This window comes from Paeniglutamicibacter sp. NPDC012692, assembly GCF_042901625.1.
Taxonomy (GTDB): Bacteria; Actinomycetota; Actinomycetes; order Actinomycetales; family Micrococcaceae; genus Paeniglutamicibacter.
Map to the genome: position 1 here is coordinate 1 of NZ_JBIBDE010000011.1, position 11,942 is coordinate 11,942.

The following is an 11,942-nucleotide window of genomic DNA, read 5'->3' on the forward strand; positions in this document are numbered from 1 at the left end:
TGCTCGCGCTGACCTACAGGTCTGCCATCGTTTTGCACGCCGTCCTGATCTGGAGCACGGCAATCACCGAGAGTCGATTAGGAGACACGCCCTAGGCCGCGATGGCCGCCGCAGCTTCGTCCAGCACGGCGTTGAACCCTCCCCGGTGGAAGCGGGCCCGCTGGATGTCGGCGCCGGTTCCGTGCTCCATCAATCGCTCAAGGCCCGCGGAAACATACTCAAAATCCCCGTTCTGCTTCAGCGCGTGCTGGATGTAGTCCAGCAGGCTGCGCAGCATCCGGGTAGCCGAGGTCTTGGTCCCGTCGAGGGGGTCGAGGTGGTTGCCGTGCAGTCCGAACTTGGCCGCCTGCCATTGGGCCAGGTCCAGGGCCTCGGCCAGGAGCGGTGCGGTGCGGGGAACGCCGTTGAGGCTCGTGTCCACCAGCGACCTGACAATCAGGGCAAGAAGGACCGAATTGGCGGCGTTCAGCTGGGCGTCGGCCACCCGCACCTCGAGGGTGGGGTGGTGGGCGGAGAGACGTGCGCCCCAGCTGATGTGTCCCGCATCCAGCACCACGTCGGAATCTAACATGAACCGCACCCGCCGCTCGTAGTCCAGCTCATCGGTGAAGTGGGGCGGGATGCCCTGGACCGCCCAGCGCCGGTAGTGGATGTTGCGCCAGGACGCGAAACCGGTGTCGCTCCCCCGCCAGTAGGGCGAATTGGATCCGCACGCGGTCAGGACCGGCAGCCAGCGGCGGATTTCATTCAGCGCAATGACGCCGGAACAAGTGTCTTCGATGCCCACGTGCACGTGCAGGCCGCAGAGGTAGTGCTCGGTGGCGATTCCCTCGCACAGGGACGTGATGGCCCGGTACCTGTCGCCGGGGCTCACCACGGCCGGCGGCTCGGGGAAGCGCGGGGGAGTACCCAGCGGGACCGCCTGCAAACCCATGTCCAGGGTCGCCCGGGCCAGGGTGGCCCGGTAGGTTCGCGCCGAGGCCAGTGCCTCGCCCCCGTGGGTGCAGACGGGGCCGTTGCTTTCCACCTGGCAGGCGAGGAATTCCCCGACGGTGCGGGTCCCATCCACGGAGAGTGCCAGCAGGTGGGCCCGCGCCGCGGCCGGCGGTGCGACCGGCAGGCCGGTGTACGGGTCCACGATGAAAAATTCTTCCTCCACCCCAAAAGTACGCATGGCGCGCACCTGCTTTCGCGTGGCGAGTGTGGATTTTTCGGGAGTGGCCCACCCCTGATGGGCCGTTTAACATGGACGACGGGTTTCCTCACCGGGGGCCCTTTTTCTGTGGGGGTCGGCCGCAACGAATGGGTTCACGGTATCCGTTGGAGGTGGGGGGCTCTAGTAGTGCCCGAACGACCCGGCAGCAGGGGAACGCCCCCTGACCTTGAGGGCCGATCGCACAACGTAGGGATCCTTGGGCGGATGGGTTGGCCGGTATCCGTAGAACGTTTCGCACTGCCCGCACCAACAATCGACCTCCCACACCGGCGGTGCCGTCGGATCGGGGCCCGTGATCACGCGGACGTGTTCGTAAACCAGGTAATCGTCCGTCTGGCAGAGGTCGCAGACGGGATACGTTCCCGGCTGCTGGACAAGGACGTGTGAGCGGTCAACTGGGGGCGAGGGCCGCAGGCCGGAATACGGGTCGTGGCGGCTGAGATGTGGGGCTTTCATGGGCTTGGTCCCGGATAATTCCTTCGCTATGAACGACGTTTTCGGGTCGCACCGCAGGTGCGCATATCCATGATGCCGCATGGCGCCGCAGGTGTTCAAGGCCCGCAATATGGGCTTTCTTGGACCACCAAAACACGTGTCGGCGCGGTGAGGGCCAAGGGGCCCGGGGGCGATTCCGTATGGCATGCTCCGTGTTCCGGCAGCCGCCAGCGGCCAGTCGGGTGCGCCTGCCGGCCCGGGGAATAGTGGAGTCTGCCGCTGGCATATCCGGCTGCGCAGGACGTGATCCTCGCCGGATCAGCCCGTGGCTTCGGCGTCCGGTGACGCTTCGGGATCGCGGGGCACATGCTTTTGCAGGCGGGGGCGTCCGGGTGCAAATTCGTCGTGGACCACCCCGGCAACACGGATCACGCGGCCCGTTCGAACCACGCGGACCGTATGATCCCCGGAACCCGAGGTACGTGTTGCCGCAGGCCGCCCGGGTTCCTCGTTGGCCTGCCGGGGGTCCGGACCTGCGGCAGGGCCCGGCGTTCCCGTCCCTTCCCGGGAGTGGTATCGGCCGGGGCGGTCTTTGCCCTCGCCGCTGAGGTTCCTGAGCTCTTCATGGCGCGGCATGGTGGTGACCTTTCAAGAAAACCCCTGTGCCGGTTCCTCCGAAGTACCCGTGAATCGGCACCGGGTATCTGTCCATCACACCACCGGGGAATGCATCGAACAATGCAGATTGCGCGTGGGCAAGAAATCCCTTGCCGCACCTGCCAGTGTCCAGGCATGTGGGCACTTGGGCGGGCTTCCGTGCCCGGGTGGGGCAGCCCTCGGTGGCGGGAGACCGGCCGGACCGGGGTTCCGCTCGCGGCGGCCACATGGTGGTCTTGATCGTGGGGGAGCTGCTTACTAGAATTTTTGGTGCAATCTTCTAGGCCCCTGAAAGGAAAGAACAGTGAGCCAACTGGATCTGGTCCGAGCGGCAGCCGAGGATGTGGCCTCGGCACGGGTGCTGCTCCGCGAACGGATGGAAGCGCTGGAGGCCATCGTGGCGACCGCCCTGGAACACGGGGCGACCAAGGCCCAGGTCGCCGAGGCCAGCGGTCCGTCCCTGCCCGATTTCACTGAACCGGGAGACACTCCGCACGTGCTGGCCGCGGCCTGACAGACGGCGAAGGCCCCCACCTCCGAAAAACGGGGGCGGGGGCCTTCGCGTTCCCGGAGTCTTCTTGGGGGAAGAGTCCGCCGGGGAACGGCTGCGCAGGAACTTGGGGGACACCTGCGCAGCCGCAACCATACCAAGTTTTTCCGGGGCCCGGTGAACCGGCAGGGCCGAAAACCCGCGGGCGCCGGAGCCCGGGCCTTGAAAGTCAGGGGGACGCTCGTCGCTGTCCTGAGCCGGTCCGGTGTTCCGGGCCGGGTATTGAAGATTCGCTGCGGGGGTCCTTGCCTGTATGGTTCCGATGCCGTATCACGGAATTGTCAGTGAAAGGCGGTGAGAGGTTGACCTGGCACCCGGGCCAAAAGCTGACCGAACCCCGGACGGGAATGCTCCCGGCTCCGGGGAGGGATACTTTTGCTGGGAGCAGACCCGCGGCGCGATCCGGGAGGCACGGCGCAAGCCTTTCGAACTTCCCAACCGCTGGCCTCGACGGCAGCAAGACCTCGGCATGATGAAGCAGATACTCTACCTTCGGCTGTGGATCGGCATGTCGATCGTCGGGGTCGTCCTGATCCCCCTCACCTATCTGGTGGGTCCGGGGCATTCCGTCGCCTTCGCGGTCATCTGGTGGATCTATGTGGGGATCTTTGTCTCTGCGGCGCTTAGCCTGCGGCGGAAGCTGAACGGCCGGTGAGGTGCCGGGTGCAGGAGTGTTCAGGGGATGCAGGCGTGCCTACGGGAAGTCCACCCTCGCGATGCCCTCGACACCGCCCTCGTCCCTGATCTCCCGGTACCGGACCTCGAGGTAGGAGGGGTCGGTTTGCAGCCGGGATGAATGCAGGAAGATGAACTGCACCGCCTCCGCCGGGCCGATCAAGGAGTAGCCCTTCCGCCAATGCGACTCGCCGCCGACCGCCCCACCTCCACGAAGCTGAACGCGGACATCGACCCGGGCGTGGGGGCTGGTGTTTCGCAGCTCAAAGAGGTCGCCTCTGACCCTCGTGATGACCCATGAGTCGTCTCCGGGATGGTTCTCCATGAATCTCATTCAACCACTTGGGAGTTTGGTGGCAACGAGCAACGGGCGGACCTGCCGCGTGTATTTTGGGTCTCGGCAGCGCACAACTCACCCAGGCGCCGTCGGCGCGGCCGCGTCGACGCCCAGCGGCCGAAGAATCAGTGTTTGTTCAGTTTGTCGAAGATTTCCTTGGCCTTCTCCTTCACGGCGGCAGGACCGAGAGCCCCGCCGACCTTCTTGAGCAGCGACACCAACGTCTCCTCGATGTGCTGCAGGGAGTCGCCCTTCTTGAACGGGTGCTTGGCCACGAGGTCCTCGAACTTCTTCCCGAGCTCGGCTTCCAGCTTCTTCAAGGTGTCCTTGGTGAACTTGATTTCCATCTTCGCCACGGCTTTCCATGCTGTCCGGTCTGCGATGTCCGCAGTGCATGAATTATCCCACCGGCGGCAGGGAAAATCCCGGTACGCGCCCGGGAAGCGGCCCGTTCGTCCACGGCTTTTCGAAGACCCGGCCAAGGTGCGACAGAAGGGTCGGTGGCGATGGGGCCGTGATGCCCCGACGAATCTCAGCCGGTCGTGGAGTGTGCCGGGCGTCGGCACGATGCCCCGGGGAGGTCCAACGAGACTGGGCAGGGACGGCGCGGCAGCCAGGTTTTCCGAGGGTTGGGCGGGGAACACATCGTTCCACGGCCGCAACCGGGGCCCACGGGTAGGGCCGAACGGCCCGGTTTCCGGGTTCCCATGCCCGCGCATTTCGGGCCGTTTGTCGCACCCCCAATGGGTGCGGTGCGTGCGAAGGTCCCGGTCCCCGCAGGCCGAGGCCCTCGTCGGTGTTCCCGGCTGTTCGATGTGGCGGACCCGTGGCCGCGGCCGGAATGAACGTGCCGCGGCCACGGGCCGGGCTTTCCCGTGTCCCAAGTCCTCTCTGTCGGGAGAGCCGCAGGGCTTTCCTCGAGCGAAACATGGATACAGGGGATACAGGGGGAGGGTGCGGGGATACAGGTTTTGCCGGTTCGGCTGGGGGTCAGGCCGTAGGACCTGCCACCGGCGTTCTTCCACAAATACGCTGGCTCGCCTACCCGAGATGCCGCTGCTGCCGAGCCACGTCATTGAGGCTGATGAAGGTTCAGGACTCGGCGGTGTGGCGTCCGATCTCGAGTTTCAGGGCCCGGTTTTCAGCTTCCAGCCTTAGCACCAGGGCGATGCCCTTGAGGTTCAGGCCCTCGCCCAGCAGTTCGGTGATCCGGCGCAGGACGGCCACGTCGTTTTCGCTGTATTGCCGGGTGCCTCCGCTGGTGCGCACGGGTTCCAGGAGGCCCCTGCGTTCGTAGAGGCGCAGGTTTTGCTGGCCGATGCCGACCAGATCGGCGGCCACGGAGATGGCATAGACGCCACGGGCCAGGGGATCCTGCACGGCCATCGAACATCCCTCCATATTTCTTGAATCACCTTCTTGCCCCAGTGTTGCAGCAGTGCTATAAAAAATCTATACCCGCCGCGATAGAAAACGGCGGGCCGGCAACACACACAAACACACAAAAACTGTGAAGGAGAGGGAACAATGTTGATGCGTTCAGACCCGTTCCGCGAACTCGACAGGCTCGCCCAACAGGTGTGGGGAACCGCGGCCCGGCCGACGGCCATGAGCATGGACGCCTGGCGCGACGGGGACACCTTCCAGGTCGAATTCGACCTGCCGGGGGTCAGCCCGGACTCGATCGACCTGGATGTCGAGAACAACGTCGTCACGGTCAAGGCCGAGCGGCCGGCGCTGGATAGCAAAGTGGAAATCCTGGCCGCCGAACGCCCGCGCGGGGTCTTCAGCCGCCAGCTGGTGCTGGGGGAGAATCTGGACACCGAGAGGATTGAGGCGAACTACGACACGGGCGTGTTGAGGTTGCGGATCCCGGTGGCCGAGCAGGCCAAGGCGCGCAAGATCGCCATCACCAGCAACGCCGAGGACCAGCATTCCATCAGCGCCTGATCGAGGCATGTCGGTTTCCCGGGCTGTCCCGGGTCCCGCGTGACCCGGGACCGCCCCGTGTTCTCGCGCCGCGCAGGCGTGCCATGGTACCGGACAGAAGGAAGGCTACAAACGTGGAATCTCCCGATCCCTACGTGGTCTTGCGCATCGGACCGGAGGCGACCTCCGCCGAGATCTCGCGTGCTTTTCGTTCCTTGGTGCGCCTGCACCACCCCGACACGCGGCCGATCGCCGGAACCTCCGGGGAGCAGGCAACCGAGCGGGCCAGGCTCCAGGAGGTCATGGACGCCTATGCCGTGCTGGGGGATCCGGTCCGACGGGAATTGTTTGACCACCAACACCACCCACCGGCAGACCTGACCCAGACCCGGCCGCGTGCCCGGTTCGCCGGATCGCAGCCTCCCTGGATGGTGGTTGGCCCGCTGTGGTGGGAACCGCCTGGAAGGAGGCGCATCTGAATGAATGCCTGGCACCGCTACGACGCCCCGCTGCTGCCCGAGTTCCTGGAGCGGTTCGAGGCGCGGTGGGGGACTGGGACGGCCCCGTTCCTGGACCCTGAGCTCCACGAGCTACCCGTGCCGCGGGCCCAATGGGTCAACGCGGACACCGGCGCCGCGCTGGCCGTGGTCCCGGTCTGGACGGAGGATGACCGGGAACGGTCCTTCGCCGTGATCTATCTGCCGCCGGCCGGCGGGATCTGGCTGTTGCGCCCGGGGATCACCGACTACGTGGAATCGCGGCAGGAAGATGACGTCAGGCTGCGCAACGACGCGTTCCGGAAGGCCGTGGACCACGCACGGGCCTTCATCTACGACGCCCGGACCTAGACCCGCCGGGGCGCGAAAGACGGGGCCGTCGAGGATCTCGTAGCCGATCATGTCCAGGCCGCCAGGACCAGGAGCAGTGTTCCGTGCTGAAAACGACAGCGGGTTTCCACAAACCCCATGGGCCCGCACCATCCAGGGGCCATCCGATGCGATTTTTCACATGGCTCCAAGATGCCGAGGCAGGCCGCGAACATCCGGATCCGGCAGGCGCCCACCCGTCCGGACACAGCTGGTGGCAGGTCATGTGCCTCTCGGGCCTGGACTACTTTTCGACCCTCGGATACCAGCCTGCCATTGCCGTGCTGGCTGCCGGGGCACTGGCCCCGCTGGCCACGCTCATGCTCGTGGCGCTCACCCTGGGAGCGGCCGTGCCGGTGTATCGCCGGGTCGCGGCCGAATCCCCGCACGGGCAAGGATCCATCGCCATTCTCGAGCACCTGCTTCCCCATTGGAGGGGCAAGGCCTTTGTGCTGGTCCTTCTTGGTTTCGCGGCCACCGACTTCATGATCACCATTACCCTTTCGGCCGCCGACGCCTCGGCGCACATCCTCGAAAACCCGTTCGTCCCGGAGTGGTTCCACGGCCAGCGGATCCCCATCACGCTCCTATTGATCCTGTTGCTCGGGGCACTGTTCCTGCGTGGTTTCCATGAGGTCATTGGCTTGGCCGTGGGGATCGTCGTCGTGTATTTGTCACTGAACCTCGTGGTGATTGCCGTTGCAGTGGCCTCGTTGATCAGCAACCCCGCACCGGTGGACCACTGGTGGTTGAACCTCACTGCCACACATTCACACCCATGGATGATGTTTGCCGTTGCCCTGGTCGTCTTCCCCAAGCTGGCCTTGGGGCTGTCGGGGTTTGAGACCGGGGTGGCCGTCATGCCCCAGATCCGAAACGCCGCGGGGGAGTCGGAGGCCAGTGTGCGCGCACGGATCACCGGGACCAGGAAGCTCCTGGTCACCTCCGCTCTGACGATGAGCCTGTTCTTGGTCTTCTCTTCGGTGGTCACGACCCTGTTGATTCCTTCCCCGGAGTTCCAGCCCGGAGGGGCCGCCAACGGGCGCGCCCTTTCGTTTCTGGCCCACGGAATGCTCGGTGACGGGTTCGGCAGCGCCTATGACCTGTCCACGATCCTGATCCTGTGGTTCGCCGGGGCTTCGGCCCTGACTGGCATGCTCAACCTCATCCCGCGCTACCTGCCGCGTTACGGCATGGCCCCGGAATGGGCCAGGGCCCTGCGGCCATTGGTGCTGGTGCTCATGGGCATTGCGGTAGTCATCACCGTCCTCTTCGAGGCCAGCGTGGACGCCCAGGGAGCCGCGTACGCCACCGGCATGTTGGTGCTCATGGCCTCAGCCTCGGTGTCGGTCGCCATTTCTGCCCGGCGCCGGGGCCGCCGGTGGCGGGCCGCGGGGTTCTGGAGCGTTTCGGGCGTCTTCCTCTACACCACGGGCGCCAATGTCGTGGAACGGCCCGAAGGCATACGGATCGCCGGGTTCTTCATTGCCGGGATTGTCGTGGTCTCGCTGGTGTCGCGCTTCCGGCGTTCCACGGAGTTGCGCGCCACTTCGGTGGTCCTCGATTTGGCGGCCCTGGAGATCATTGCCTCCGCCAGCCGGGGGTCAATGATGCGGATCATTGCCCATGAGCCCGTCCGGTTCTCGGCAGCCCGCTACCGCCACAAGCTCGAACACGCAAAAATGGCCAGCCACCTGCCCGCGGACGCACCGGTGGTCTTCATCGAGATCAAGGTCTCCGACTATTCGGACTTCGCCCAGGACATCAACGTTCACGGGATCATCCGGCACGGCTACAAGATCCTGCAGGCCGAGGCACCTGCCGTTCCCACCGCGATTGCCGCGATCAGCCTGAAAATCCGCGACGAAACAGGAATCTTGCCGCACATCTACTTCCGTTGGACCGAAGAGGACCCGATACTCAACCTGTTGCGCTTCGTCTTCCTGGGCCAAGGGGAGATCGCCTTGCTGACCCGCGAGGTGCTGCGCGAGGCCGAGCCGAGGATCTCGCGCCGGCCCTGGGTGCACGTGGGATAAAACGGTGGCGGGGCCCGCGCATTCTTTAGAAATCAGGAAAACCGCGACCCGTCCGTCGCACTTCCGTCTCCGCCTAGCCTTCAGGGGCTCCGGGCTCCGGGCTCCGGGCTCCGGCAGCGCCGGGCCCTACTCTTAGTGGCCACTGGTGACAGCAGCTGGTCCCGGGCGCCACGGCCCGGGACCAGCGGGGCCGAAAACGTATCCGTGGGGGCCGCCCTTGATCGCGCCTTGGGCGCAATGGCGGGCCGTAACGGCTCACGCCCGTTTCCCAACAGATTGGCGGCCGCCTGACGCTTCCGGCGATGCGGGATATGCCAAAGGCATGTTCCGCTCCCGGTCGCTTAGGCGTCAACCGCCTGGCGATCGGAGTTTGTGGACGTGATCTCGATCTTGCGCGGCTTGGCCTTCTCGACCACCGGGATGTGCAGGCGAAGCACCCCGGCGTAGTAGCCGTCCTCGATGTGCTCGGTGTCGAAGTTCTCGCCCAGGACCAGCTGGCGGCCGAACACGCCGCGGGGCCGCTCGGAGGCCAGCATTTCCAAGTCCTTGTCCGGGGCCGGACGTTCGGCCCTGGTGGTCACCACGTTGCGTTCGACATCCAGGTCGATCGACTCCGGGTCGACGCTGGGCAAATCGAATTCCACCTCGAACGTGTCCCCGTCGCGCCACGCATCCATGGCCGCCGGACGGGCCGGGGTCCCCAAAACCTGCTCGGCGGGCTGGTCGAGGTCGCGGAACGGGTCTGTACGCATCAACATGGCCATGGCACTCCTTCTCAGTGTCTTTTTGAGCCATCTCTGGTTGCTGCCTACTCCTCGATATCTGTATCGCCGAAGATAGAATTTTTATATCATTGACCAATAGATGGTGCAAGCAGAATTTCGCAAGATATTTGGGTGGGGAATGTGATGGATGCCGGGAATAAGCCCCGGGGTGTTTATACGATTTCGGTGGCCGCGGACATGGTGGGGATGAATCAACAAAGCCTCCGAACGTATGAGCTCAAGGGGCTGTTGGAACCGGGGCACACCGAGGGCAGTACCCGGTTGTATAGCGATGACGATGTGGCGAGGCCGCGGCGGATCTCCGAACTTCTTGCTTCGGGGCTGAATGTTGCGGGCATCGGGCTGGTCCTGGATTTGGAGTCGGAAAACGAATCCTTGCGGCGGGAACTCTCCCGCCATCATGGGGGATGCCTCAAGGGCCATTGAAGCGGTGCCATCCGGGTTCTATGTTGGTATTCCACCAAGCGTTGGAATCCGACCACGAAGGCAGACGAGCATGGGTGAAGTTTTCGAACCACTGGACCCCGTGGATGCCCAAGCCCTTGCCGAAGAGGCGATCAGTCCGGACGATGCCAGGGTGACGGATGTTCCCGAACCCGAACCCGAACCCGAAACAGGGCAGGACAGTGAGCGGTTCGTGCTGCTGGAGGACCGCCGGGCGGGCGATATGGAGCAGGAACTGGACCCCGGCGAAAATCCTGGCCCTGGGGACGAAGCAGATCCGGCACTCCAGTAGGAACATAAGCAGTAAAGATCGAAGGCAATAGAGCGTGAAGCAGGAATCCGCAGGCGTTTTCCCGGTGCCACCAGCAGGCTAGCTGTCCGGCGTCATGGACATCGCCGTCGTCTCTTTCCAGGAGTGTCCCTTGCGAAGTCTTGCCAGCCGGATGATGCCGCCGCTTTTCACGGCGTTCGGATACCGGAACCGGTTTGCCAGTGCGGAGGCCACCGCGGATCTCGTGGCAGCGCGTCGATTGCGCCCCCGAGCTTATGGGCCACCTCGCCTGCTGCCCCGCGGCGTGGAGATCATGGTGGAACAGGATGGCGGGTGGCCCCTCTACGAGGTGGGAAGAATCTCGGGGTCCACGGAACGCCGCATCGTCTATCTCCACGGGGGTGCATGGATCAACCAAATATCCCCGCTACATTGGCAATTGGTCCTCAAGCTCGCGGCCGAGACCGGGTCCAGGATTCTGGTTCCCATCTATCCTCTGGTCCCGCAAGGCACGGCGGTGAGCGTGGTTCCACAGGTTGCCGATTTGCTTCGGCGCCTTGCCAGCGCCCATGGTGCTGGCAAGGTTTCGGTTCTCGGGGATTCTGCCGGCGGCCAGATCGCGTTATCCGCCGCGCTGTTGCTGCGCGACCTTGGGGTAGCCCTCGCCCAGACGGTGCTCATTTCCCCGGCCCTTGACCTGAGCCTTCTCAATCCGGCCATCGACGCGCTCGAATCCAACGAAAAGTGGCTGGTCCGGCCGGGCCTGCGTGCCGCTGCGGACTTATGGCGCGATGGGCTCCGGCTGGATGACCCGATCGTGAGCCCACTGTTCGGGCAGATGGCTGGCCTCGGTCCGCTCACCGTTTTTGTCGGTACCCGCGACATCACCGACCCGGATTGCGAACTCCTGGTTTCCAAGGCCAGGGCAGCCGGGGTGCACACCGAATTCCACCAGGCCCCGGGCATGGTCCACGTGTACCCGTTGCTGCCCATCCCGGAGGGGCGTGCGGCCCGACGGACCATGGTCCGTCTCCTGGGCGGGGGTCCATAGCCTCTGCCACCAGCGGCGGTGGCAGGGTTGCGGGGGTCTTGCACCGCTGGCCAGATTGTTGGCATGGAGTACCGGGACGGGAACGATTCATGGGTCATCCGACAGATTCGAGGTGACCTTTCTAGCTGCGCAAGCTCAGCCCCTACCCCCGGGGCGGTGTGTACATCTAGCTTCGGGGGTAGGGGGGGAGCCGTGGGCGGCGAGTCACGGTGGAGTAAGGGCTTTGCCGGGATTGAGCCGGGCGAAGCGGTGCAGTTCACGCTCCTGTCTTCACCGCGCCTGCAATCGGATGACTCGCACTTGGAAATCCACTACCGGGAATCAGGGACCAGAGCGGGATTGATGGTTTTCACATGAATCAGCACCAGTCACCGGCCCAGCGCACCGCCGACGCCCGCCACCAAGGGGACCGGGCCGCAGCGAGGGAACTGGTTGCCGGCCTTCACCGCCGAGGCGTAGGAGGCCGGGACGCTGGTGGACACCGAGGCCGCCCGCGCCGAGGCCGAAACCGCACGCGGAGGGAGAAGTGGCCAGATTGCGGGAACAACTCACCGAGCAGACAAGCCTCAGCCAGGAGGAGCGCCGCGCCGCCGCCGAATCCCCGGAAGCCGAGCAGTCCCGGACCCGGGAATCCCGCGAGGCGCTGGTCGAGGCACATGGGGCCCTGGCCGTCCTGCAGGAGCAAGCCGC

The 11,942-nt window shown here is 65.1% G+C and carries 14 protein-coding genes; 9 read left to right on the plus strand and 5 right to left on the minus strand.

Annotated elements, in window-relative coordinates:
- Positions 1 to 91: 91 nt before the first annotated feature.
- Positions 92 to 1,174: a YbdK family carboxylate-amine ligase gene (locus ACFY5D_RS21445; RefSeq protein WP_387534517.1), complete on the minus strand. Its 1,083-nt coding sequence runs from the start codon at positions 1,172 to 1,174 to the stop codon at positions 92 to 94.
- Positions 1,175 to 2,612: 1,438 nt separating this feature from the next.
- Between ACFY5D_RS21445 and ACFY5D_RS21450 the strand changes: the two genes are divergently transcribed.
- A complete protein-coding gene (locus ACFY5D_RS21450; RefSeq protein WP_387534519.1) occupies positions 2,613 to 2,822 on the plus strand; it encodes a hypothetical protein in 210 nt (69 codons plus the stop codon).
- 505 nt (positions 2,823 to 3,327) lie between these two features.
- Positions 3,328 to 3,513 (plus strand): hypothetical protein, encoded by a 186-nt coding sequence (locus ACFY5D_RS21455; RefSeq protein ID WP_387534521.1) that lies wholly within the window; start codon positions 3,328 to 3,330, stop codon positions 3,511 to 3,513.
- Positions 3,514 to 3,552: 39 nt separating this feature from the next.
- On the opposite strand, the gene ACFY5D_RS21460 is transcribed toward ACFY5D_RS21455, so the two are convergent.
- The 3 genes from ACFY5D_RS21460 to ACFY5D_RS21470 form a co-directional block, all read right to left on the minus strand.
- The gene (locus ACFY5D_RS21460; RefSeq protein WP_387534522.1) at positions 3,553 to 3,858 is read right to left on the minus strand and encodes a hypothetical protein; all 306 of its coding nucleotides are present in this window, start codon (positions 3,856 to 3,858) and stop codon (positions 3,553 to 3,555) included.
- 137 nt (positions 3,859 to 3,995) lie between these two features.
- Positions 3,996 to 4,226 carry a hypothetical protein gene (locus ACFY5D_RS21465; RefSeq protein WP_387534523.1) on the minus strand — a complete coding sequence of 77 codons (231 nt, stop codon included), beginning with the start codon at positions 4,224 to 4,226 and terminating at the stop codon, positions 3,996 to 3,998.
- Between the two features lie 736 nt (positions 4,227 to 4,962).
- Positions 4,963 to 5,256 (minus strand): MerR family transcriptional regulator, encoded by a 294-nt coding sequence (locus tag ACFY5D_RS21470; protein ID WP_387534524.1) that lies wholly within the window; start codon positions 5,254 to 5,256, stop codon positions 4,963 to 4,965.
- Between the two features lie 141 nt (positions 5,257 to 5,397).
- Here ACFY5D_RS21470 and ACFY5D_RS21475 point away from each other — a divergent pair, with 141 nt between their 5' ends.
- The 4 genes from ACFY5D_RS21475 (at position 5,398) to ACFY5D_RS21490 (ending at position 8,701) form a co-directional block, all read left to right on the plus strand.
- Positions 5,398 to 5,820, plus strand: coding sequence for an Hsp20/alpha crystallin family protein (locus ACFY5D_RS21475; protein WP_387534526.1), 423 nt, complete (start codon positions 5,398 to 5,400; stop codon positions 5,818 to 5,820).
- Between the two features lie 113 nt (positions 5,821 to 5,933).
- The gene (locus tag ACFY5D_RS21480) at positions 5,934 to 6,278 is read left to right on the plus strand and encodes a J domain-containing protein (protein ID WP_387534528.1); all 345 of its coding nucleotides are present in this window, start codon (positions 5,934 to 5,936) and stop codon (positions 6,276 to 6,278) included.
- Positions 6,279 to 6,647, plus strand: coding sequence for a hypothetical protein (locus ACFY5D_RS21485; protein WP_387534530.1), 369 nt, complete (start codon positions 6,279 to 6,281; stop codon positions 6,645 to 6,647).
- Positions 6,648 to 6,793: 146 nt separating this feature from the next.
- Positions 6,794 to 8,701 carry an amino acid transporter gene (locus ACFY5D_RS21490; RefSeq protein ID WP_387534532.1) on the plus strand — a complete coding sequence of 636 codons (1,908 nt, stop codon included), beginning with the start codon at positions 6,794 to 6,796 and terminating at the stop codon, positions 8,699 to 8,701.
- Between the two features lie 341 nt (positions 8,702 to 9,042).
- On the opposite strand, the gene ACFY5D_RS21495 is transcribed toward ACFY5D_RS21490, so the two are convergent.
- Positions 9,043 to 9,459: an Hsp20/alpha crystallin family protein gene (locus tag ACFY5D_RS21495; RefSeq protein WP_387534534.1), complete on the minus strand. Its 417-nt coding sequence runs from the start codon at positions 9,457 to 9,459 to the stop codon at positions 9,043 to 9,045.
- A 138-nt stretch (positions 9,460 to 9,597) separates the two neighbouring features.
- Between ACFY5D_RS21495 and ACFY5D_RS21500 the strand changes: the two genes are divergently transcribed.
- The 3 genes from ACFY5D_RS21500 to ACFY5D_RS21510 all read left to right on the plus strand — a co-directional run bounded on the left by ACFY5D_RS21500 (position 9,598) and on the right by ACFY5D_RS21510 (position 11,252).
- The gene (locus ACFY5D_RS21500) at positions 9,598 to 9,912 is read left to right on the plus strand and encodes a MerR family transcriptional regulator (RefSeq protein WP_387534536.1); all 315 of its coding nucleotides are present in this window, start codon (positions 9,598 to 9,600) and stop codon (positions 9,910 to 9,912) included.
- Between the two features lie 70 nt (positions 9,913 to 9,982).
- Positions 9,983 to 10,222 (plus strand): hypothetical protein, encoded by a 240-nt coding sequence (locus ACFY5D_RS21505; protein ID WP_387534538.1) that lies wholly within the window; start codon positions 9,983 to 9,985, stop codon positions 10,220 to 10,222.
- A gap of 292 nt (positions 10,223 to 10,514) precedes the next feature.
- Entirely contained in the window at positions 10,515 to 11,252 is a 738-nt protein-coding gene (locus ACFY5D_RS21510; RefSeq protein WP_387534540.1) for an alpha/beta hydrolase fold domain-containing protein, read from the plus strand.
- Positions 11,253 to 11,942 lie beyond the last annotated feature (690 nt).

Coding starts and splice junctions, on each gene's coding strand:
- ACFY5D_RS21460 (WP_387534522.1), bottom strand. CDS start 3,858: ATGGAGAACCATCCCGGAGACGACTCATGGGTCATCACGAGGGTCAGA.
- ACFY5D_RS21510 (WP_387534540.1), top strand. CDS start 10,515: ATGGTGGAACAGGATGGCGGGTGGCCCCTCTACGAGGTGGGAAGAATC.
- ACFY5D_RS21455 (WP_387534521.1), top strand. CDS start 3,328: ATGATGAAGCAGATACTCTACCTTCGGCTGTGGATCGGCATGTCGATC.
- ACFY5D_RS21475 (WP_387534526.1), top strand. CDS start 5,398: ATGTTGATGCGTTCAGACCCGTTCCGCGAACTCGACAGGCTCGCCCAA.
- ACFY5D_RS21470 (WP_387534524.1), bottom strand. CDS start 5,256: ATGGCCGTGCAGGATCCCCTGGCCCGTGGCGTCTATGCCATCTCCGTG.
- ACFY5D_RS21505 (WP_387534538.1), top strand. CDS start 9,983: ATGGGTGAAGTTTTCGAACCACTGGACCCCGTGGATGCCCAAGCCCTT.
- ACFY5D_RS21485 (WP_387534530.1), top strand. CDS start 6,279: ATGAATGCCTGGCACCGCTACGACGCCCCGCTGCTGCCCGAGTTCCTG.
- ACFY5D_RS21490 (WP_387534532.1), top strand. CDS start 6,794: ATGCGATTTTTCACATGGCTCCAAGATGCCGAGGCAGGCCGCGAACAT.
- ACFY5D_RS21495 (WP_387534534.1), bottom strand. CDS start 9,459: ATGTTGATGCGTACAGACCCGTTCCGCGACCTCGACCAGCCCGCCGAG.
- ACFY5D_RS21445 (WP_387534517.1), bottom strand. CDS start 1,174: ATGCGTACTTTTGGGGTGGAGGAAGAATTTTTCATCGTGGACCCGTAC.